Source organism: Kitasatospora sp. MAA4, assembly GCF_029893355.1.
Lineage (GTDB): Bacteria > Actinomycetota > Actinomycetes > Streptomycetales > Streptomycetaceae > Kitasatospora.
Window position 1 is genome coordinate 60696 of record NZ_JARZAI010000031.1, and the last position, 22168, is coordinate 82863.

The following is a 22168-nucleotide window of genomic DNA, read 5'->3' on the forward strand; positions in this document are numbered from 1 at the left end:
GGGCTACTGCTCGAGTTCGGAGCGGCGCGGTGGGTCGGCACCCGGGCGGGCGCAGGTGAGGGCCGCGGCGCGGGCTGCCAGGGCGAGCGACTCGGCCACCTTCTCGGGGAGGCGGTCCGCGCCGGTCGCGACCCGCAGCTCGTCGCGGGCCGGCGCCGGCGAGTCCCGGCCGCCGCCCAGCAGCCCGGCCCGCAGCAGCCCGCTCAGCAGGCCGGCCATGAAGGCGTCGCCCGCGCCGACCGTGTCCACCACCTCGACGGGGATCGGCCCGACCGGGTGGCTGCCGTGCCGCCAGAAGGCGCGCGCGCCGCCGGCCCCGAGGGTGAGCACCACGAGCGAGGGGCCGGTCCGCGCCCACCCCGCGGCCACCTCGGCGGGGTCGTACCCGGGGTAGAGCCAGCCGAGGTCCTCGTCGCTGGCCTTCACCACGTCGCTGAGGGCGACGAGTTCCTCGACCCGGGGCCGCTCCTGCGCCGCCGTTCCCAGCAGCGCGGGCCGCAGGTTCGGATCGTAGGAGACGGTGGCCCCCGGCCGCGCCGCCCGCACGGCCGCGAGCACCCGCGCGGCGCCGGGGACGAGCAGCGCCGCGATCGATCCGGTGTGCAGGTGGGCGATCCGGCCGGTGGCGGCCGGGTCGGTCGCCGCGGGCGGCAGGCTCCAGCGGACGTCGAAGCGGTAGCTCGCCGCGCCGTCGGCACCGAGGACGGCGGTGGCGGTGGACGTCGCGGCGTCCACGACCGAGCCGTCGGTGAGCAGCACGCCGCTCTCGCCGAGGTGGCGCCGCAGCACCGCGCCGTGCTCGTCGCCGCCCACCCGGGTGGCCAGGCGCACCGGGTGGCCGAGCCGGGCCAGGCCGAGCGCCACGTTGGCGGGGCTGCCGCCGGGGACGGCGCTTCGGCGGCCGTCCGGTCCGGCCAGGATGTCGGTGAGCGCCTCGCCGATGACCAGGGTCGACGGCTCTGCGGCAGGCGTACGGCGGCTCATGGCGTGATGACGATCTTGCGGCCCTTGCCGGCCTGGAACTGCCGCAGGGCGTCGGCGTAGTCGGCCAGCGGGAGCCGGTCGCTGATGAAGACCTGCGGGTCGAGCACCCCGGCGGCGAAGAGCTCCGCCGCGCGCTCGTAACTGTGCAGGACCGCCATCGAGCCGGTGATGGTGATCTCCTGGTTGTAGATCCGGTAGGGCTCGATCGTCGCGCGGGCGGCATAGTCCGCGACGCCGAACTGCAGGTAGGTGCCGCCCCTGCCGACCCGGCCCAGGGCCTCCTGGATGGCCCGCTCGTTGCCGGTGGCGTCGATGACCACGTCCCAGCCGCGCGGTCGCTCGATCTCGTCGGCGCTGGTGACGGCGTTGCTGCAGCCCAGCAGGCGGGCGGCGGTGAGGCGTTCACTGTTGATGTCGACCACGTCCACGCCGGCCGCTCCGGTGCGTTTGGCCAGTTCCAGCATCATCAGCCCCATGGTGCCGGAGCCGTAGATCAGCACATGGGCGGCCAACCGGCTGCGCAGCACGTCGTATCCGCGCACCGCGCAGGAGAGCGGTTCGATGAGAGCGGCGTCCTGGGTGCGGATGTGCTCCGGCAGGCGCACGCAGTTGGCGGCCGGGGCGAGGGCGAACTCGGCGGCCGCGCCCGGGACGGTGACCCCGATCGCGGCGAAGTGCTCGCACAGGTTGCTCCGCCCGATCCGGCAGTAGTGGCACTCGTGGCAGGGCAGCGAGGGGTCGACGGCGACCTGGTCGCCGATCGACAGCTCGCCGACTCCGGCGCCCACGGCGACCACCTCCCCGGCGAACTCGTGGCCCGGGACGATGGGCAGGGTGGGCGCGAACTCGCCCTGCAGGATGTGCAGATCGGTGCCGCACAGCCCGCAGGCCGCCACCTTGACCACCACCTCCCGCGGGCCCGGCGTCGGATCCTGGACGCTCTCCACGCTCACCACACCGGGCGAGCTGATGACGGCAGCCTTCACCGCGCCGCCCTCCAGGAGGTCTGACCGGTCATTTGACTGCTCCCAGTGAGAGGCCCTGGACGAGCTTGTCCTGGGCGGCGAAGCCGGCGACGAGCACCGGCACGGAGATGCACACGGCAGCGGCGCACACCTTCGCCAGGAAGAGGCCCTGGCTGGTGACGAAGCCGGTGAGGAAGACGGGTGCGGTGCCGGCGACGACGCCGGTCAGCACCCGGGCGAACAGCAGTTCGTTCCAGCTGAAGATGAAGGAGATCAGCGCGGTGGCGGCGATGCCCGGCATCGCCACGGGTGCCACGATCCGCACCAGGACGGTCGCCAGCCCCGCGCCGTCGATCGAGGCGGCCTCCAGGATCTCCTTGGGCACCTCGGCCAGGAAGGAGCGCATCATCCACACCGCGATCGGCAGGTTCATCGAGGTGTAGAGGATGATCAGCAGCCAGATGTTGTCCAGCAGCCCGGCGTTCTGGGCGATCAGGTAGATCGGCAGCAGGCCCGCCACGGCCGGCAGCATCTTGGTGGACAGGAAGAAGAACATCACGTCGGTCCACTTGCGCACCGGCCGGATCGACAGCGCGTAGGCGGCGGGGACCGCCAGCAGCAGCACCAGCAGGGTCGAGGCGACGCTGGCCGTCAGGGAGTTGATCAGCGGCGGCCACGGGCTCACCCCGGTGCCGGCGCCGAAGAACTCCCGGTAGCCCTGGAGGGTGAGCCCGGCCCCGAGGCTCGGCGGGTTGGTGGCCGCGGCCGACTCGCTGTGCAGCGAGGTGAGCACCATCCAGGCGAACGGCAGGAAGAAGAGCACCCCGCAGAGCCAGGCCGCCAGCCCGAGCAGGGCGCTGTTGCGCCGGGCCGAGGCCGGGGTGGTCATCGCGGCGGTCGTCATGACTCCTCCCGGAACAGCGACGAGACGGTCCTCAGCGCGAAGGTCGCGAGGAGGATGGTGCAGATGACCACGAGGACGCCCTCGGCGGAGGCCTGGCCGTAGTCGTGGCCCTGGTAGAAGGTCTGGTAGACGGTGTACGGCAGGTTGGCGGTGCCCAGCCCGCCGGAGGTCAGCGTGAAGACCGCGTCGAAGTTCTGCACCACGTAGATACTGCCGAGCAGCGAGGCCAGTTCCAGGTAGCGACGCAGGTGCGGGAAGGTGAGGTAGCGGAACACCTGCCAGGTGCTCGCCCCGTCCACCCGGGCCGCCTCGACCACGTCCGTCGGCCGGCTCTGCAGTCCGGCGAGCAGGATCAGCATCATGAACGGCGTCCACTGCCAGATCAGCGAGGCCTCCACCGCGAGCAGCGGCGTGGTCGACAGCCAGTCCGGCTGCGGCGCGTGTGCGCTGCCGAACAGGCTCCAGAGCCAGGTCAGCGTGCCGTTCAGCAGACCGTAGGAGGCGTTGTAGATCGCGTGCTTCCACAGCAGCGCGGAGGCCGCGGGCACCACCAGGAAGGGCGTGATCAGCATCGTGCGCACGATGCCGCGACCCCGGAAGCGGCGGTCCAGCAGCAGCGCCAGCACCAGCCCCAGCAGCAGGCTCACCAGCACCACCGCGGCGGTCAGCAGGACCGTGGTCTCGATGGACGAGCGCAGCGCCGGATCCTCGAACGCCGCGGTGTAGTTGGTCAGGCCGCCGAACCCGCGGTTGCCCGGGTCCAGCGCGTTCCAGCGCATGAACGAGATCACCAGGGTCCCCACGAAGGGCAACTGGGTGACGACGATCATGAAGACCAGCGCCGGCAGCAGCGGCGCACGGCGGGACCAGGCGCCCCGCGGCCGGCCCGCCGCCCGGCGAGCGCCGGGTTGGGCGGACCGCGACACCCTGGTGGGGCGTCGGGTGATCGAGGTAGTGCTCACGTGCGTGTCTCCGCTCGGGTGGGTGCGCGGGTGAGTCAGTGCCCCGCGTACTTGGCGCCGACCTTGGCAGCGAGCGCCTGACTGTTCTTCAGCGCCTGGTCCACGCTGATCTGGCCCGCGATCGCGTCGCTGATCTGCTGCGAGACCTGGGTGCCCAGATCGGTGAACTCCGGGACGCCGACGAACTGGATGCCCGGCGCGGGCCGCGGCTGGACACCCGGGTTCTGCGGGTCGACGCTGGTCAGCGCGGTCTCGGTGGCCTGGGCGAACGCCGAGGCGGCGGCCACGTAGCTCGGGTTGCTGTACGTCGAGGTGCGCTTGCCGGCCGGGACCCGGGACCAGCCGAGGCTCTGGCCGACCAGATTCTCGTACCCCTGCCCGGAGGCCCAGGAGATGAACTTCCAGGCGTCGTCCTGGTGCTTGCTCGCCTTCTGCACGCCAAAGGCCCAGGTGTAGAGCCAGCCCGAGCTCTTCGTCTGATCGGCAGGCGCCGGCGCGTACCCGATCTTCCCCGCCACCGGCGAGTCCGAGGCCTCCAGCGAGCCGGCCGCCGAGGTCGCGTCGTACCACATGGCGACCTTGCCCTGCTCCAGGTCGTTGAGGCACTCGGTGAAGCCGGACTGCGGCGCGCCCGCCTCACCGTGCGCCCGCACCAGGTTGACGTAGAAGTTCGTCGCGGCGGTGAAGGCCGGGGAGGTCAGCTGGGCCTGCCAGTTCTGGTCGAACCAGGTGCCGCCCATGGTGTTGACCACCGTGGTCAGCGGCGCGATCACCTCGCCCCAACCCGGCTGCCCGCGCAGGCAGATGCCCTTCATCCCCGGCTGCGCCCCGTCGGCCGAGGCCGCGAGTCCCGCCACCTGCTCCCAGGTCGGGTTGGCGGGCATGGTCAGGCCCTTGGCCGCGAAGACGTCCTTGCGGTACATCAGGAACGACGACTCGCCGTAGAACGGCTCGGCGTAGATCTGGCCGTTGTACGTCAGCGCCTGCTGGATGCTGGGCAGGATGTCGCTCTGCTGGAACCCGCTGTCGGCGGTGGCGTGCGAACTGAGCGAGGCCAGCCAGCCGTTCTTCGCGTAGAACGGGACCTCGTAGTTGCTGATGGTCGCGATGTCGTACTGGCCCGACTGGCTGGAGAAGTCCTGGGTGAACTTGTCGCGGGCGTCGTTCTCCGGCAGCACGGTGAAGTTGACCGTGATGCCGGTGGTCTTGGTGAAGTTGGCCGCGGTCAGCTTCTGCAGGTCGGCCATCTGCGGGTTGTTCACCATCAGCACGTTGATGGAGTGCGCCTGCGAGCCGCCGCCGGCGCCACCGGCGCCGCTGCAACCCGCGAGGGCGCCGGCGCAGAGGACGGCCACGCCCAGCGGCACGGTGGTGCGCAGGACTGTCTGTCTGATCGTCATGATGCGTGTTCCTTCTCTCGACGAACCCGGTCGGGTGGGACCGGTTCGGGGCACGGGCGACCGCGGCGGCGGCCGGCGTCCTGCGGAGACGTCGGCGGCCGTGCCACGGCCCCTGGTGGGCCTGGTGCCTCAGGCCCGTATGACGTGCGGTCCCAGCAGGGCGTAGCGATGGGCTTCGGCGCTGGACAGTTCGGTGTCGGTGACGATCGTCTCGAAGTCGCCGACCTCCGCGAAGCGGCAGAAGCTGCTGGCTCCGAACTTGCTGTGGTGACCCATGAAGACCCGCCTGCGGGACACTTCCAGGGCCTTGGCCTTGACGTCGGCCACCACCGGATCGGGGGTGGTCAGACCGAGGTCGCGGGAGATCCCGTTCGCTCCCAGGAACGCCAGGTCGATGACGAAACCCGAGAGCATCGCGCAGGCCCAGGAGCCCACGGTGGCCATGGTCCGGCCGCGGACCCGGCCGCCCAGCAGCAGGACGGTCATGTTGGCCGAGTCGGCCACCGCCGCGGCGGTCGACAGCGACGCCGTCACCACGGTCAGCGGACGGTCGGCCGGCAGCAGCGCGGCGAGGATCTGCGGGGTGTAGCCCTCGTCGACGAAGATGCTCTCCGCCTCGCCCACGAGCCTGACGGCTGCGGCCGCGATCCGGCGCTTCGCCTCCACGTGCCGGGTGACGCGCTGAGCCAGGTCGGTCTCGAAGCCGGTGCTCTCGACCGGGTAGGCGCCGCCGTGGGTACGGCGGACCAGTCCGCGGCGCTCCAACTCGCTCAGATCACGCCGGATGGTCTCCAGCGCGACTCCGAAATCGGCGGCCGCGGTGGTGACCTCGACACGCCCCTCCTGGCGGGCCAGGACCAGGATCCGATGCTGCCGTTCCATTGCCCGCATCTCCGGTTTCTCCCTCCCGCCCGTTCGGACATCGGAAGCCCGAATGCGCCCGTGGAAGATTTATACCCCCGCGCCGGGAGGACGGACAGCTCCGCAGCCGACCGGATGAAGTCCGAATTGTGCCCGCTTCCAGCGGAGATGAGGGCAGGTCAGCGGCTTTGACCGGCCTGGCGGCCCGGCTCGGATGCCCGAATGGCCAGGATTCGACCTCCGAATCGGCCCAGGACCACAGAATCGGTCCGGCATCCGGACATCCCGAGGGCCGCTTCCGGGGGCTTGACCGGGGTATTGGGCACCGGCGACACTCGGACCCCGATGGGCCGGGTGGGCCGCTGTCCTGTGCCGAAGCGACCAAGCGCCACCCACATCGGAGTTCACCCCGGAGACACTGCGGAGCTGGTTCCGGGAGCAGCCGGCAGACCCACGCCCCGGCGCACCCTATTGCCCCTATCAGCTTCCTCCCGGGGAGGACTCCGCCATGGAGAACGCTTGCCTGAGGGTCGAGACTCTCGGACCACTGCGCGCCTACGCCGAGGGGCGGGAACTCCTCCTCGGCTCACCGAAGCAGCGTGCGGTGTTCGCCGTTCTCGCGCTGAGGACCAACAGTGTCGTCTCGCGTGACGATCTGATCGACTCCATCTGGGGCGAGTCGCCGCCGGCCACCGCAGTCGGCAGCCTGCACACCTACGTGTCCGGTCTGCGCCGGGCGCTGGCCGGTCTGGGTGAGCCGCTGACCAGCTCGGGAGCGGGCTACACGCTCCAACTCGACCCCGGGCGGCTCGACATCAGGGTGGTCGAGCGACTGGCAGCTCGGGCTCGGAGCTGCCGGGCCGGGCGGGACCCGGGCGCCGCGGTCAGCGCCTTCGACGAGGCGCTGGCCCACTGGCATCCGGGCTCCGTGCTCAGCGCCCTGCCGGGTCCGTTCGCCGCCGAGCACCGTACGTGGGTGTCGGACCTGCGGCTGCGGCTGCTGCTGGAGCGTGCCGAGCTTCTCCTGGAGATCGGTCAACCGACCACGGTGGCCGACCAGTTGAGGGGCCATGTCCCGGAAAACCCGTACCACGAGCGGTTGCGCGCCCTGCTGATGACGGCACTGCGCCGCAGCGGCCGGACGGCCGACGCGCTCGCGCAGTACCACGACCTGCGCAAGCTGCTCGCCGAGGATCTGGGGATCGACCCGTCGGCCGAACTGCAGGCCCTGTACGCATCGATCCTGACCGACAACGCCGGGCCGCGGATCGCCCCGACCAGGCAACCGACGCCCGCCGCTTCGGTCCGGGCGGCGCAACTTCCGCGCGGCGTCGGCGGGTTCGTGGGTCGCGTCGCTCCCGTCCAGCAGGTGCTGGACGCGGCGCGCAGCGCCTCGGGTGACAGCGCGCAGATCGTCATGGTCGTCGGAGTCGGCGGGGTCGGCAAGACCGCGCTGGCCGTGCACTGCGGTCACCTGCTGGCCGCCGAGTACCCCGACGGCCAGCTGTACGTGAACCTGCGCGGCTTCGACGCCAAGCAGCCGGCCAGCTCCCCCGCGGACGCCCTGCACCATCTGCTCGGCTCGCTGAACGCGGGCAGCATCCCGGCGGACCATCAGGAGCGGGTCGCGCTGTGGCGCAGCATCGTGCGGGACAAGCGGATGCTCATCGTGCTGGACAACGCCGCCTGCGCCGACCAGGTCGACGACCTGCTGCCGGGCGGCGGTCCCTCCTTCGTCGTGGTGACCAGCCGCAACAGGCTCAGCGGCCTCGCGGTCCGCTACTCGGCCCGCCGGGTGACGCTGTCCCCGTTCACCGCCGAGGAGTCGCTGAGGCTGCTCTCGGAGGCGATCGGCAGCGATCGGGTCGACGCCGAACCGGCGGCGGCGCGGCGCCTGGCCGCCCTGTGCGACCACCTGCCGCTGGCGCTGCGGATCGCCTCCGAGCAGGTGACAGCGGGCCGCCGCTCGCGGATCGCCGACCTGATCACCGACCTAGAGGACGTGCGGCGCCGGCTGGACGCTCTGCAGATCCCGGACGACGAGCTGTACTCGGTGCGCGGGGTGCTCTCCTGGTCCTACGCCAGGCTCGACGCCGCCGCCGCGCACGCGTTCCGCACACTCGGGCTGTTCCCGGGCGTGAGCATCCGGGTGGAGGTGGCCGCCGCACTGCTGGACGTCCCGCCGTCGGCGGCCGAGAGGGCGCTGCGCAGCCTGGCCGCCCAGCATCTGGTGGAGAGCGCCGGCAGCGGCTACCGGATGCACGACCTGACCCGGATCTACGCCGAGGAGGTGTCCCGCAGCGGCGAGACGAGCGCGTCACGCCGAGCGGCCCTGGAGCGGGTGCTGCGGTGGTACGTGCGGACCCTGACGCGCTTCGGCAGCCAGCGCGAACGCGTGGCCTGGTGCGCGCAGGAGTGGGACAACGTCACCCACCTGGTCCGCACGGCGCAGCGGATCGGCTGTCACGAGCAGGCCTGGCAGTTGGCGTACCTGCTCTTCGGCTACTTCTACGCGGCCGGGCAGGCCCGGATGTGGGTGGACACGCTGCTGGTCGGGATGCGCAGCGCCGAGGCGATCAGGGACCGGCGAGCCCAGGCGCTGCTGCTCACCCACCTGGGCATGGCCCACGCGCGACTGGGGCAGAACGACGCGGCGGTGCACCGGCTTCAGCACGGCCTGCGGCTGCTGGAGGAGCTCGGCGACGACGTGCTGCGCACCGATCTGCTCGGCGCTCTGGCCTCCACCCTTCGGCAGGCCAAGGACTACCCGCCCGCGCTGGCCTACGCCAGAGCGGCGCTGGACCTGGCGCACCGCGTCGGGTTGGAGTCCCACCAGGCGGGATGCCTGGACGTCCTGAGTGAACTGCACGCCGAGCTGGGCGAGTTCGAGGAGTCGCTGCGCTACGGGAGGCCCGGCCTCACCGCGGCGAGAAGCTGTCGCAACGTGCTGGTCGAGGCCAACATCCTGATCAACCTGGGCGTGGCGGAACACGGGCTCGGCAACGCCGAGAAGGCGCTGCGGTACTTCCGGGACGCGCTGTCGCTCTGCGAGTCCAGCGGCGACCGCTACCACGAGGCGCTGGCGCTGCTCGGCCTGGCCAGGGTGCGCCGTTCGGGATCGGCCCGGCAGGCGGCCCGCGGCCTGGCCACCCGAGCGCTGCTGCGGCTGCGGGAGTTGGAGGCCGAGGAGGTCGCCGAGGTCACGGAGTTCCTGCGGGCGCTGGATGCCGATCTCCCGCCGGCGACAGCGCAGGAGTCGGTGCTTCGGGCCGGGTAGCGCCGCCCAGCTGGTCGCGCTGCTGGCGCTGCCAGATCAGCACCGCCTCGACCCGGCTGCCCGCCCCCAGCGACCTGAAGATCCGGTTGATGTGGTTCTTCACGGTCTTCTCGCTGACGTGCAGTCGCGCGGCGATCTCGGCGTTGCGCGCGCCGCGCGAGACCAGGGCCATCACCTCGTGCTGACGCTGCGACAGGGCCACCACCGGGCACTCGGCCTCGTCGCCGGTGTCCGGCGCCGCGGCCAGCTGCGGCCGGCTCTCCGGGGCCAGGGCGGGCGCAGGCTGCTCGTCCGCCGGCCGGGCGGCGCCGACGTCGACCACGCTCAGCCGGTACTCCGCGCACAGCCGCCGGGCGGCCGGAGCGCCGGTGCGGGAGACCGCACCGGCCGCACCGACCGCCGGCCTGACGGTGACCTCCACATAGGGCATGCGGACGATCTCCACGGCCAGGTTCTTGCTGGCGAACACCTGCCGGATCTGGGCCAGGATGTCCGGACTCGTGATGGCGATCCGCACGGAGGTGGGACCGATGGGCGCGGACGTGGCGACGAGTGTCATAAAGCCCAGCGTGGCGGAGCCCGCTTCAGACTTCCTTCATGTCCGCTTCAGAGCGCTCACCCAGCTGGGCGAGCACCTCCTCCTCGGTGGGGACGTCGACGCGGTCCGCCCAGCGCAGCGTCGTCACGATCATGTCGAAGAGCAGGACGACGGCCTGGACCGGCGCGGCCTCGACGTCCCCGTCGGTCAGCACGGTGAAGGTCAGCAGTCCCCACACGCCGGGCGCCTCCGGGTGGGACACGTAGTACGAGACCCGCCAGGACGGCCCCTTGCGCCGGAGCCGGCCGCTGTCCACGACCGTGGCCACCCGCACAGCCGGAGCGCCGCCGATCTCCAGGTAGGTCCCGTCGGCCCCCGCGTCGGCGAGGATCGAGGCCAGCAGCTGTTCCGGGTCCTCGGTCTCGTCCGCGCTTTCCAGGACGGTCACCAGCATCGATCCGGGCAGCCGGATGCCGCTGAACTCCTCCAGCGGCAGCAGGACCGAGCGGGCGCTCTGCCGCGCGGCCTCGTCGGTCGCCTCGGTGAGTTCCTTGCGCAGCATCCGGCGCCACGGGCCAACCTTGTCCCGCGGCAGCGAGTCGGGCAGGTGGTGGCGGATCACGTCCTCGATGATCCGGCCGCGCAGCTTGGTGGTGTCCGGCGCGGTGGGAATCTGCACCCAGCCGCCCGGCACGACGAGTTCGAAGTCGATCACGGCTGTCCCCCTTCGGCGGCCGCGACGAAGCCGAGCCGGGCCGGGCCTGCGCCGGCGGGCGCGCATTCGTCGGCGATCTGCTGCATCAACTGCTCGACTCCGTTGCCGATCAGCGCCATCAGTCCCATCTCGAAGACGAGCGTGGACAGTTGGACGTCCACGCCGACGCCCGGTGCGTCGCCGGTCGGCGGCACGTCCAGGCGCAGCGCGGCGTCGACGCGCGCGTAGGCGGCGCCCTCCGCGCTGCGGCACAGGGCGAACACCCGCAGCCCGTCGCCGATCGAGGTGGTCACGTAGTCGACCACGGGCTCGCGGGCGTCGCCCTCCAGGCCGCGGGCGCCGACCAGGTGCATCAGGTAGTTGGGATCCCCCGACACCGGCCCGGAGAACTCCACGACCACCGGGACGGGCGCCCACCTGGGCCGCCCGTTCACGAACACCGCGCCCCAGGCCAGCCGGGACCAGGCGGGCAGCTGCTCCGCGCGCTCCAGCAGCCAGGCGGCGGCGTCCCGTCCGAGCAGGTCCGAGCTGAAGGGGAACTCCGCCCCGGCGTCGGCCGGCCAGGCCGCGCGCGCGGCGAGCAGGCCCTCGGCCGTCCACTCCTCGAACAGGGCCACGACGCGCTCGGTCCACGCCTCGTGCGCCGGCTCGCCCGCCGGGCCGGCTGGCACCCACTCCCAGTGCCACGGCAGTTGCGTCATGGCCCGCAGTTCGTTGTTCAACGTCCCTCCCGTACTCACGAGGCGGCCACCTGGCCCGGCGGGTTGACCGCGGGGATCCAGCCCATCAGGCGCCCGCCGGTGTAGACGAATCCGGCGCCGAGGCCGAACGCGCCGTTCAGACCGCCCCAGGCGAACCAGAGCGGCGAGATACCCCCGAGACCGCCGGCCTTCATGATGGCCGAGAGGTCGAGCGGGCCCTTCAGGCCGGTGATGATGCTCGCGAAGTCCTTGCCGAACTTCGCCGGATCGGTCAGCAGGGTGGACCAGATCTCGCCGGCGCCCTTGAGCTGGGCCCAGGCCGAGGCCCAGAACCCGGTGTCGGGGGTGATCACACCGAGCTTGCCCAGCACCCAGTTGGTGGCAGGGTTGTTGAACCAGTCCGACAGGTTCTTCCAGTCGGCGGCCGCGTTCGGCCCGGGCGCCGGGGTGGGTTCGGGACGGACCGGGGCAGGTTTGATGGGCGTGTTGCCCGGCCCGAACGGCCGGGAGTAGTTGGGGACGGGCCCGCCGGGACGCGGGTTGCCCGGACCGAACGGCCGGGAGAAGTTGGTGATGGAGCCGGGCGGCTTCAGCGGCACCAGCTCGATGCCGTCCTTTCCGCCCACTCCGCCCACGCCCTTGGCGAGGGCGGCGCCCTTGGCAATGCTGGACATCCCCTTGGCGATCAGCGAGAAGGCGGCGCCCAGACCGGCCATGCCCAGCCCGATGGCCCCGAGGATGACGTCGACCACGCTGCCCTTGCCGTCGTGGTAGAGCACGATGTTGGCGATCAGCGTGACCGCGCCCGCCACTACTCCCGCGATGACCAGCACGTCCACGCCCGGGATGAGGATCGCCAGGGCGCCCAGGATCATGCCGATGATGGCGAAGATCTGGCTGATCTTGGCCATCACGGCGTCGAGCTTGTCCTTGTAGGAGTCGGTCAGCCCGTCGTCGTACCTCCTGGCGCTGACCGCGTCGCCGAAGCGCTTGCCGGCCACGTTGAGCGCGTCCAGCGCGTTGTTGAGCCGCGTCTTCGCCGCCGCCATGTTCGCGTCCGCACCGGACTGGGCCTTGGTCTTGTCGGTGGCCTTCTGCTGCTCCGCTGGGGTGGTGGTGCCGTCCGAGCTCTTCTGCGGATCCGGCATGCCGTTCGCCTTGGTCTGGGCGCTCTTGGCCGCCTCGGCGTCCGTCAGCGCGGCAGCGGTCTCGGTGAGCCCCTGCTCCAGATCCGGCTCGTACTTGTTGATCTCGTTGGCGACGTCGTGGTAGCGCACGGCGGCCTTGCTGAGTCTGTCGTTGAGCGAACTCGCCTCGGACCTCAGCCCCGAGACGTACTGTCCGGCGAGGCTGTCGCTGTTGGTACTGACGATCTGCTGGAGCTTGGCGGTCGCGTCATCGATGGTGCTCGCGATGAGGGCGTAGCGCTTCTGTGCCGCGGCCACCACGTCGGGGTCGGCGTAGACGGGGTCCGACTCCCGGTCCAACGGCGACCAGTCGAGATGCCTGATGCTCATTCAGTCCTCCTTGCCCGACTCGTCAGCTCTGGAACGAGGCCAGCAGCTGTTGGTCTCCCTGCGTCCACGCGGCGTCGACCTTGGTCACCTTGTCGCGCAGGGCCTTCATGTCCTTGACCATCGCGTCGCGGTGGACGGTCCAGTTGTCGGCGAAGTCGCCCATCGAGAGGTTGGCGTTGTGCTGTCCCCAGAGCCCCTTGTCGTCGTTCTGGAAGTCCAACGCCCCCTCGAACTGTCCGATCAGCGAGTTGAGGTCGTTGACCAGGTCCTGGAGGTCCTTCACCACGAGGTCTGCCATCACTGCTCCTGGTTGTCGTGGGCCGGATTGTCGGTCGGCGCGGGCGCGGGCGCCGGTAGCGGGATGCGCGCGGGCAGCAGGCTGCCACTGCCCAGGTGCACCAGGGCAGCGCCCGGGACGACCCTGGCGGCGGTCTGGGACCGGGACAGCCGGACACCCACCAGGTCGCCGTCGCTCATGTTGGGCGGCGACAGCAGCACGCCGCGCCGGTTCTTCTTGATGTCCGCCTGCCAGCCGGAGAAGCCGTTGGCCACCGAGGCGACCTCCCCGCCGATGATCACGCCCCGCCTGCTCCCGGAGGCCTTGCGGACGAAGGACTTCAGCCACTCCCGGCACGGCAGGTCGCGCCACACCTCGGCGTCGTCGACCACCAGCACCACCGGACCGTCGCCCGGGTCCAGCAGTTCGGCGAACTCGCTCTCGGTGGGGACGTCGCTCGTGATGACGCCGCGCACGCCGGGCCGGCCCGCGAAGGCGCGCAGCGGGGAGTTCATCGGGGCGCCGATGACCACCTCGCTCCCGCCGCGCAGCAGCGACTCCGTCATGACGCCGAGCACCGTGCTGCGCCCGGAGCGGGAGGGTCCGGCGACCAGGAAGGTCGGCTGATCGCCCAGCAGGTCGGCCCCCACCGGCTCCAGGTCGTCGCCGGCGACCCCGATCAGGGCCCACATCGGAGCCGGGGTCCCGACCATCTCCCACGCCTGCTCGAACGGGATCTGGGTCGGCAGCACCGCGAGCCGGGCCGGCCGGGCCGACTTCGGGACGTCCGCCTCGCGCTCGACCAGGCGAGCCGCCAGCGCGTGCACCGCGGCGACCTGCGCCGGGCCCGCCGGGTCGGCCGCCACGAGCGCGACCTGGGTCTCGACCGCGCTCGTCGCGCGGTAGCCGCGGCCCGGCGGCAGGTTCTCCGGGATCTTGCGCGGGTTCAGCCCGGCCAGACTGGCGTCGCTGCGGTCCGAGAGCCGCAACACCAGCTTGTCCTCGCACAGCGAGCTCATCCGGCCGCTCAGCAGCATGTGGTCACCGGCGATGACCACGTGCACCCCGGCGCTGGCGCCTTCGCGGTGCAGGGTCTGGATCAGGTCGGTCAGCACCCCGCCGTCGATCTCGCTGAGGGTTCCCATGAAGCCCTCCCAGCGATCCAGCAGCAGCACGATGTGCGGCAGCCGCTCGGTCGCCTCCCTGGCCGCGCGCTGCTCGGCCACGTCGGCGAAACCGCCCTCCCCGAGCAGTCGCTGACGGTTCTGCACCTCCTCGTGCAGGCGCTTGAGCAGCCGGGCGGCCCGGTCGGTCTCCGAGCGCTGCACCACCGCGCCGCAGTGCGGCAGCTTGGTGAGCGGAAGCAGGGCGCCGTTGCCGCAGTCGAGCCCGTACAGGTGCAGGTCGGCAACGCTGGAGGCGGCCGCCGCGGCCGCCGCGAAGGTGCGCAGCGCCGCGGAGCGTCCCGAGCGCGGGGCGCCGATGATGTGCAGGTGCCCGAAGGTGGCCAGGTCCACCGTCACCGGCTCCTGGCGCTGCTGGGCCGGCAGATCCTGGACCGCCCAGGAGAACGACGGGTTCCCCGTCGCGCCGCCGACCGGATCCGTCGCCAGCTCGACCACCGGCGACAGCGGCAGCGGCGGCAGCCACGGCCGGCGCTGCGCGGCGATCCCCTGAAGGTCGTTGGCCTGCCTGATCGCCGTCACCAGGACCGACAGGTCGGTCACCTCGTCGGTCTCGGCCACGCTGTGCGGGCGCTGCGGCGCGGGCAGTCCGAGGTCCAGCCAGGAGACCGGCTGCAGGAACGGCGGGACCGCCTCGGCCGTCCGGTCGGCCCGCGGGCGGCGGCCACCCACCCGGCCGGTCTGGAACGGGATCAGCGAGCTGTGCCCGAGCCGCGCGTAGGCCCGCCCCGGGGTCGCCGCCGAGATGCTCGCGGCCTCCCGGGCGTCGATGACGTCGGTGCTCTCGCCGGGGTCGGTCACCCGCAGCGCGACCCGCAGGTTGGTGTTGGCGCGGATCTCCGCCGAGACCACACCGGACGGGCGCTGCGTCGCCAGGATCAGGTGGATGCCCAGCGAGCGGCCGCGCTGGGCGACGTTGACCAGGCCGCTGACGAAGTCGGGCAGCTCGCGCGCCATGGACGCGAACTCGTCGATGACGATCAGCAGGCGCGGGATCGGCGCCAGTTCGGGCCGCCGGAGGGCGTAGTCGAGGTAGTCCTCCAGGTCCTTGGCGCCCGCGGCCGCCAGCAGGTGCTCGCGATGGGTCAGCTCGGCGCTCAGCGAGGTCAGCGCCCGCTCCACGAGATGCGTGTCCAGGTCGGTCACCAGGCCGACGGTGTGCGGCAGTTCGACGCAGTCCTTGAAGGCCGCGCCGCCCTTGTAGTCGACCAGGACGAAGGTCATGGCGTCCGGGCGGTTGGCCACGGCCAGCGAGGCCACCAGGGTCTGCAGGAACTCCGACTTGCCCGAGCCCGTGGTGCCGGCCACCAGCCCGTGCGGGCCGTGGTTGACCAGGTCGAGCGCGAACGGGCCGTTGAGCGAGTACCCGATCACGGCCTTGGTGCTGCGGCTGGACGAGCGCCAGCGGGCGGCGATCGCGGCGGCGCTCGGGTCCTGGAGGCCGAGGATCTCCAGCAGGCGCGCGGAGCCCGGCAGCGCGGCCTCGCCCTGGTTCTCGCTGACGTCGCGCAGGGGCGCCAGCCGGCGCCCGGTCTCCGCGTACCAGCTGTCCGCCACCTCGTCCGCGAGGATGCCGTCGATCTGCGCGGCGCGCTGCCGGCGCAGGCTGGCCGGCCGGCCCGCGCCCCCGACGACGACGGTGGCGCACTCCTCCGGCAGGGTGCGTTCGTCGGCGTCCACGCAGATGCTGTAGACGCCGACCGCGGGTCCCTCCTGAAGGACCGTCACCACGCCGGGCAGCGCCCGCAGTCGCCGGGCGCCGTCCAGCACCACGACGACGTCCGGGTCGGCGAACGCAGCTGCGGAACCGGCGTTGAGTCGCGCCTGCTGGCGGACGTGGATGAGCTCGATCAGCTCGGCCACCCGGCGGCCGAGCGTCTCGGCGTCGGCGCCCACCAGCGCCAGCGCCTGCTGTCCCAGCATCGGCCGGGTGTGCGGCAGCCAGGCCGCCCACTGCCACAGCGGCTCGCCGGCCGGGTCGGTCAGGACGTACAGCTGCACGTCGCGCGGGCTCTGCAGGACGGCCAGCTGACCGACCAGCCAGCGCGCCATGCGCCGCGGCCAGTCGCCCTGCCCCGCGACGCCGACGACTCCGGTCTGCGCGAGGGAGAAGGCGACGGGGATGTCCTGCGCCGCCCGCAGGTCCCGGTGGCGGTCGGTGCCCTCGCCCTCCTCCACCTCGATCGTGGTGGGCAGGTCGGCGACGCCGACCCGGACCAGCAGGTGGTCCGGGTCGGTGCGGCGGCGCTCCCAGAGCCGGGCGCGGGGGCCGGTCGCGATGACGAGCAGCTCGGCCGGGTCCGGGCTGGCAGCGCGGCAGTCCAGGCGTTCCTGATCCAGCGCCGCCGCGATCTCGGCCTCGGTGGAGGCGAGTTGGACCTGGTGCTCGGCCAGCTGGCGCCGGTAGCCGATCTTGCCCTGCCGCCGTCCGTTCATCCAGGTCCCGACCATCATGACCGGCGACATCGCCGCCATCATCAGGAACATCGGGTTGTGCGACATCACCGCCATCAGGCCGCCGCCGACGGCGGGCAGGCCGGCCGCCAGCCACGGCAGCGCGCTCGCGGAAGCCTGCCTGGGCGGGGGCGGGATGCGGAACGCGGTGCGCAGCACCGGGGGGAGCAGTCGAGGGGGACGGTTGTAGTCCAGGTACTCGCCGTCGGGCGAGGGTTCGACCACAGCGTCCGGGCGCAGCACCGGGTGCGCCTCCATGATGCTGTCCCCGACCAGGAGTTGGACGTTCTCCCGCCAGGGGACCTCGCGGTCGGGCAGCGGGGCGCGGTTCAGCAGGACGGAGGGCGCGACGGCGCGCACGCGCACCGAGGCGTCCAGGGAGACCCGGACCACGGCGACCACCGCCGCCGGGTCAGCGCCCTTGGCGACGTGGATACTTGCACCGGAACGGATGCGGTGCTCGCCCGCGTTGAGCTGGAACACCCGCCCGGCGCCGGCGCCCGCCACCACCCTGATGGTGACCAGCCCGGCCCGGCGGCTCGGGGCGGGGCCCGGCCGGTCGAGCCAGAGCACGGTGCCGTCGTGGATCCCGCTGTCGGCCAACGGCCCGGAGAGGTCGAGCAGTTGATCGGCGAGATAGACCGCCGTCACGGCCGAGTCGCCGGGCGGCGGGGCCTGCGAGGCGTCGAGGCTGTCCAGCAGGTTCTCGACGACGTCGCGCAGGACGGTGGTGGGATCGGCGTCCACGACCACGTCGGCCGACCAGTCCGGGCGCCGGGCAATGGTGATCATCATGGGCATGGTTCCCCAACCCCTCGTGAGTGCGGGCGCCCGCGCCGGCGGCATGGCCGGCGCGGGGCGCGCTTTACGGTGACCCGGTCAACTCCGGGCCGGTTGCTACTTGTTGAGGGAGCTGGAGAGCTGGGTGTCCATGTCGCGCATGGCGGCCACGGCCTTGTTGAGCCAGTCCGACAGCTGCGCCAGGGTCTCCATGGCCTGCGTGGCCGAGGTGTTGAACTCGGTGTGCACCTCGTCGAACTTGCCCGACGCCTGCTCGGTGACGAAGCCGTTGGTGGTCAGGTTGTCGACGATGGTCCTGCACTGGTTGAGCTTGTCGTCGATGTCGGCCTTGTTGTTGCTCATCGTGGTCGCAGCGTCCGACATCTCCTGATACGTGACGTTCAGGTTCGCCATGGTGTGTCCCTTCTGGGTGGTGCCGGGCGCCTCGGTGGGCATCGACACGTTCGGCCCGGACGCTGTCGATGCTAGGAAGCGACCCGGTGGCGGTCCAGAACGCCGGTGGCCGCCTTGGGCCCAGGGGCCCAAGACCTCCCGGTACCCGGCGTTGACTCCTTCCCGGCGGGCAACCAACGTGTCGAGAACACCGCCGCCCAGAGCCGAGGAGACCCAGGTGACACTGACGAGCCGATCCGCTGAACGCGTTCCTCGCCGCGGCGACTGGCTCGCCCGGCTGCGTCGGTCGCGACGGGCCGAGCCGCGCTCGGCCCCGCGTGCCGATCACGGCCTGTGGACCGTGGACCGGGTGGTCCGCGTCCTGGCCACCGCCTGCGAGCGCGAGAACCGCGGCGTTCCGGTGGCCCACGTGGTCATCGTCGGGCCCGACACCGTCCGGCTGCGCCTGAAGACCCCCGACGAGCGTCCGCCCGCCGGGTGGACCGCCGAGGACGGCGGCCGGACCTGGCACGCCCCGCTGCGCGAACTGCAGAGCGCGAGCGTGGTGGAGTCGCTTCAGGAGCCGTACCCGCGGCTGGTCTCACTGGGCACCACCAGCCAGGGCTTCGTGCTGGTCAACCTCGCTCAGGTCGGCGGGATCACCAGCCTGGAGGGCGACGCCCGGCGGGCCAGGGCGCTGGCCCAGGACTGGACCCGCGAGCTCACCACGAGCCCGTGGTCCCGGGGTGTGCAGGTGGTCCGCGTGGGGTTCAAGCCGGGCGCCACCGAGCGGTTCGGGTCCACCGAGGCACCGGCCCCTGTCCCGACCGATGGCGACGGCGAACTGACCGACCAGGGCGGCGGGGTGGCGATCCTGGCCACGCTGCCCGGCGGCCGGGACGGCGATCGCATCCACCGCCTCGCCAACGATCCGGAAGGGCGCTGGTCGGTGGTCGTCGTCGGCCGGGTCGACCATCCGCGCTGGCGCTTCACCATCGACGCCGACGGCTTCGTGGACACCGGTCTGCTGGACGAGCCCGTGGCACGCCAGCTGGGTTCGGCCTCGGACGCGCCCGACGACGAGGACGCCGACACCGCTGCCGCCGAACAGTCGCCCGGCGCGAGCGCGCACCGCAGCCGGCGCTGGATCGTCCTGGCGGCCGTGGTCGTCGCCTGCCTGGCGGCCGGCGGCCTGGCTCTCACACTGAAAGGCTCCTCCGCGCCCTCCGCCCCCGTCGCTCACGCCTCCGTCAGCCCGGGAAAGCCCACCAGGAGCGCCGCACCCGGCAGTGCGACGGACACGCTGGTGAACCCCGGCACCGGCGAGTGCCTCAGCGGTACGGCGGGCACGGACGGCACCCCGCTGACCCTGAAGGCGTGCGACGGCAGCGCAACCCAGGCGTGGAACGTCGCCGCGGACGGCACGATCCGCACGAAGGGCCTCTGCATGGACGCCGCCTGGGGCGCCACCACCCCCGGCACGATCGTTCAGATCGCGAACTGCAGCGGCAACCCGGCGCAGCGCTTCTCCCTCAAGGCCGGCACGGTCTACTCCGTGCAGGCCAACCTGTGCGTGGGCGCGGTGAACGGCGGCACGGGGATCCAGCTGCTGCCCTGCGACCAGCGCGCGGCCGAGGTCCTCAAGCAGGGCTGAGCGCGGCGCTCAGCCCTGGCGCGTGCGCTCGATCCGCAGGGCGACGCCGTCCAGGAAGGTCGCCAGGATCATCCGGAACACCTCGGTGTCGTCGCGGAACAGCTCGGTGAGCCGCGGCGTGCTCTCGTGCAGCAGCGGGTACTCGCTCTCGGGCAGCATCGCGTACTTGACCGCCCAGGCCGCCTCGTCCTTGGCCTGGGTCGCCGGGTCGAGCGCCGAGAAGGCCGCCGAGTACTGCGTCAACGCCAGGGTCAGATCCACGAGTTGGCGACAGCACTCGGCCGCCTCGAGCACCGGCAGGCCGGCCCGGTGCAGCACCGAGATGAGCTGTTCGAAGCTGCTGGTCTCGGCGGGGCTGGCCGTGGTGCGGGCCGCCGCGAGGACGGCGACCACGGGCCGGGCCAGGTAACTGGCCCGGATACTCTCGGCGGTGACGGTGAGCCAGCCGCGCCAGTCGCCCGAGGGGCCGTCGGGCAGGGTGGCGCGGGCCAGCTCGACGCCCTCGGCGACGGTGAGTTCGGTGAGGGCGAGCACCAGTTCGTCCTTGTCGCGGAAGTGCCGGTAGACCGCGGTCGGGTCCGCGCCCAGCTCCTTGCCCAGGCGGCTGAAGGTGAGCTGGCCGCCGCCCTCGGGTGCGCAGACCCGCAGTGCGGCCTCCAGGATCGACTCGCGCGTGAGCGCCGCCCGCCGCTTGGACGTCGACTGCTCTGCCTGCTGTGCCACTCGGGCCTTCACGCGGGTCTCTCCTCGTATCCAGAGCTTCGGTCGGTGCTTCATCCGATCGTAACGGTGCGTCATTGTCAACGGCATTGACAGACCCATTGTCACCGGCTTTGCTACTCCCACATCCGGCAGCGCCGCCCCGGCCCTCCCCCACCTCCCGGCCGGGAGCGAGTCTTCCCCCATGCGTTGGAGCAGCCCGTGCACCGTGATCACCACCCCGCAGACCTGGTCTTTCTCGGCGGCCCGGTCTACACCGTCGACCCGGCCCGCTCCTGGGCCACCGCCGTCGCGGTCCGCGGCGGACGGATCGTCACCGTCGGCCAGGACCGCGACGTCCGCCCGCTGATCGGCCCCGACACCGAGGTCGTCGACCTGGCCGGCCGGCTGCTGCTGCCCGGGTTCCAGGACGCCCACGTCCACCCGGTGCTGGCCGGCACCACGCTGCGCACCTGCGACCTGCACGAGCTGCGCACCGCCGAGGAGTACGTCGCCGCCATCGCGGCGTACGCGGCCACCCGCCCCGACGCCGCCTGGATCACCGGCGGCGGCTGGAGCATGGAGGCCTTCCCCGGCGGCACCCCGCACCGCTCGCTGCTGGACGCCGTCGCCGCCGTCCGCGACCGCCCCGTCGCGCTGCCCAACCGCGACGGCCACGGCCTGTGGGCCAACAGCCGGGCGCTGGAGATCGCCGGCATCGACGCGGACACCCCGGACCCGGCCGACGGCCGGATCGAGCGGGACGCCGACGGCACCCCGACCGGCATGCTCCAGGAGGGCGCCGCCGAGCTGGTCACCCGCCACATCCCCGCCACCTCCGAGGACGAGCGCTACAAGGGGCTGCTGGCCGGCCAGGCCTATCTGCACTCCTTCGGCATCACCGGCTGGCAGGACGCCGCCGTGGGCGCCGCGTTCGGGCCCGGCGACGTCTACGGCGCCTACCTGCGCGCCGACCGCGAGGGCACGCTGACCGCACGGGTGCGCGCCGCGCTGTGGTGGGACCGCGAGGGCGGTCTCGAGCAGCTGGCCGGGTTCCAGGAGCGCCGCGCCGAGGCCGAGCGCGGCGGCGAGCGCTTCCGCGCCGGCACCGTGAAGATCATGCTCGACGGCGTCGCCGAGAACCACACCGCGGCCATGCTGGAGCCCTACCTGGACGGCTGCGGCTGCTCCTCGGGCAACGCGGGCCTGGACTTCGTCGACCCCGCCCAGCTCGGCGGCTACGTCGCCGAGCTCGACGCCGCCGGCTTCCAGGTGCACTTCCACGCGCTGGGCGACCGTGCGGTGCGCCAGGCGCTGGACGCGGTCGAGGAGGCCCTGCGCCGCAACGGCGAGCGCGGCAACCGCCACCACCTCGCGCACCTCCAGGTGGTCCACCCCGACGACATCGCCCGCTTCCGTGCCCTCGGCGCGACCGCCAACATGCAGCCGCTGTGGGCCTGCCACGAGCCGCAGATGGACGAGCTCACCATCCCGTTCCTGGGCGAGCGGCGAGCGGGCTGGCAGTACCCGTTCGGCTCGCTGCTGCGGGCCGGCGCGATGCTCGCGGCCGGCAGCGACTGGTCGGTCAGCACGCCCGACGTGCTGGCCGGCGTCCACGTCGCCGTCAACCGCACGGGCGAGGAGGAGCCGAACCGGGTGTTCGGCCCCGAGGAGCGGATCGACCTCGGCTCCGCGCTCGCCGCGTACACGGCCGGCACCGCGCGGGTGAACCACCTCGACGACGTCACCGGTTCGGTCCAGACCGGCAAGCTCGCCGACCTGGTCGTGCTCGACCGCAACCCCTTCGACGGCCCGAGCCAGGCCATCGCCGACACGCGGGTGCTGCGCACCTACGTGCAGGGCGAACTGGTGCACGCCGCAGCGTCCGCGTGAGAGCGCCGAG

General features: G+C 72.4%; 17 protein-coding genes. 3 read left to right on the plus strand and 14 right to left on the minus strand.

Translation table 11 applies throughout. The features are described 5' to 3' along the window. Positions 1–3: 3 nt before the first annotated feature. The 6 genes from P3T37_RS31220 to P3T37_RS31245 all read right to left on the minus strand — a co-directional run bounded on the left by P3T37_RS31220 (position 4) and on the right by P3T37_RS31245 (position 6106). The gene (locus P3T37_RS31220; RefSeq protein WP_280727277.1) at positions 4–984 is read right to left on the minus strand and encodes a carbohydrate kinase; all 981 of its coding nucleotides are present in this window, start codon (positions 982–984) and stop codon (positions 4–6) included. Further along, positions 981–1970: a zinc-dependent alcohol dehydrogenase family protein gene (locus P3T37_RS31225; RefSeq protein ID WP_280727278.1), complete on the minus strand. Its 990-nt coding sequence runs from the start codon at positions 1968–1970 to the stop codon at positions 981–983. The genes P3T37_RS31220 and P3T37_RS31225 overlap by 4 nt, the downstream gene beginning before the upstream one ends. A gap of 28 nt (positions 1971–1998) precedes the next feature. Continuing rightward, positions 1999–2853: a carbohydrate ABC transporter permease gene (locus P3T37_RS31230; RefSeq protein ID WP_280727279.1), complete on the minus strand. Its 855-nt coding sequence runs from the start codon at positions 2851–2853 to the stop codon at positions 1999–2001. After that, complete coding sequence (locus tag P3T37_RS31235; RefSeq protein WP_280727280.1) at positions 2850–3815, minus strand: sugar ABC transporter permease; 966 nt, start codon at positions 3813–3815, stop codon at positions 2850–2852. Before P3T37_RS31235 ends, P3T37_RS31230 begins: the two co-directional genes overlap by 4 nt. A gap of 35 nt (positions 3816–3850) precedes the next feature. Then, positions 3851–5215, minus strand: coding sequence for a sugar ABC transporter substrate-binding protein (locus P3T37_RS31240; protein WP_280727281.1), 1365 nt, complete (start codon positions 5213–5215; stop codon positions 3851–3853). 129 nt (positions 5216–5344) lie between these two features. After that, the gene (locus P3T37_RS31245; RefSeq protein ID WP_280727282.1) at positions 5345–6106 is read right to left on the minus strand and encodes a DeoR/GlpR family DNA-binding transcription regulator; all 762 of its coding nucleotides are present in this window, start codon (positions 6104–6106) and stop codon (positions 5345–5347) included. 478 nt (positions 6107–6584) lie between these two features. Between P3T37_RS31245 and P3T37_RS31250 the strand changes: the two genes are divergently transcribed. Beyond that, positions 6585–9353 (plus strand): BTAD domain-containing putative transcriptional regulator, encoded by a 2769-nt coding sequence (locus P3T37_RS31250; RefSeq protein ID WP_280727283.1) that lies wholly within the window; start codon positions 6585–6587, stop codon positions 9351–9353. Here P3T37_RS31250 and P3T37_RS31255 read toward each other — a convergent pair. The 7 genes from P3T37_RS31255 to P3T37_RS31285 form a co-directional block, all read right to left on the minus strand. Further along, positions 9277–9912, minus strand: a complete 636-nt coding sequence (locus tag P3T37_RS31255; RefSeq protein ID WP_280727284.1) for a LuxR C-terminal-related transcriptional regulator — start codon at positions 9910–9912, stop codon at positions 9277–9279. The genes P3T37_RS31250 and P3T37_RS31255 overlap by 77 nt on opposite strands. A 25-nt stretch (positions 9913–9937) precedes the next feature. After that, positions 9938–10606: a hypothetical protein gene (locus P3T37_RS31260; RefSeq protein WP_280727285.1), complete on the minus strand. Its 669-nt coding sequence runs from the start codon at positions 10604–10606 to the stop codon at positions 9938–9940. Next, positions 10603–11328: a hypothetical protein gene (locus P3T37_RS31265; protein WP_280727286.1), complete on the minus strand. Its 726-nt coding sequence runs from the start codon at positions 11326–11328 to the stop codon at positions 10603–10605. The genes P3T37_RS31260 and P3T37_RS31265 overlap by 4 nt, the downstream gene beginning before the upstream one ends. 14 nt (positions 11329–11342) lie before the next feature. Beyond that, entirely contained in the window at positions 11343–12824 is a 1482-nt protein-coding gene (locus P3T37_RS31270) for a hypothetical protein (RefSeq protein ID WP_280727287.1), read from the minus strand. Between the two features lie 22 nt (positions 12825–12846). After that, complete coding sequence (locus P3T37_RS31275) at positions 12847–13122, minus strand: hypothetical protein (RefSeq protein ID WP_280727288.1); 276 nt, start codon at positions 13120–13122, stop codon at positions 12847–12849. Continuing rightward, a complete protein-coding gene (locus P3T37_RS31280; protein ID WP_348533301.1) occupies positions 13122–17534 on the minus strand; it encodes an FtsK/SpoIIIE domain-containing protein in 4413 nt (1470 codons plus the stop codon). The genes P3T37_RS31275 and P3T37_RS31280 overlap by 1 nt, the downstream gene beginning before the upstream one ends. A 102-nt stretch (positions 17535–17636) precedes the next feature. Then, positions 17637–17975 (minus strand): WXG100 family type VII secretion target, encoded by a 339-nt coding sequence (locus tag P3T37_RS31285; RefSeq protein WP_280727300.1) that lies wholly within the window; start codon positions 17973–17975, stop codon positions 17637–17639. 175 nt (positions 17976–18150) lie between these two features. Between P3T37_RS31285 and P3T37_RS31290 the strand changes: the two genes are divergently transcribed. Then, the gene (locus P3T37_RS31290; RefSeq protein WP_280727290.1) at positions 18151–19566 is read left to right on the plus strand and encodes an RICIN domain-containing protein; all 1416 of its coding nucleotides are present in this window, start codon (positions 18151–18153) and stop codon (positions 19564–19566) included. Positions 19567–19575: 9 nt separating this feature from the next. On the opposite strand, the gene P3T37_RS31295 is transcribed toward P3T37_RS31290, so the two are convergent. Further along, positions 19576–20301, minus strand: coding sequence for a helix-turn-helix domain-containing protein (locus P3T37_RS31295; RefSeq protein WP_280727291.1), 726 nt, complete (start codon positions 20299–20301; stop codon positions 19576–19578). 186 nt (positions 20302–20487) lie between these two features. Between P3T37_RS31295 and P3T37_RS31300 the strand changes: the two genes are divergently transcribed. Next, on the plus strand, positions 20488–22158 hold the full coding sequence (locus P3T37_RS31300; RefSeq protein WP_280727292.1) for an amidohydrolase: 1671 nt from the start codon (positions 20488–20490) through the stop codon (positions 22156–22158). Positions 22159–22168 lie beyond the last annotated feature (10 nt).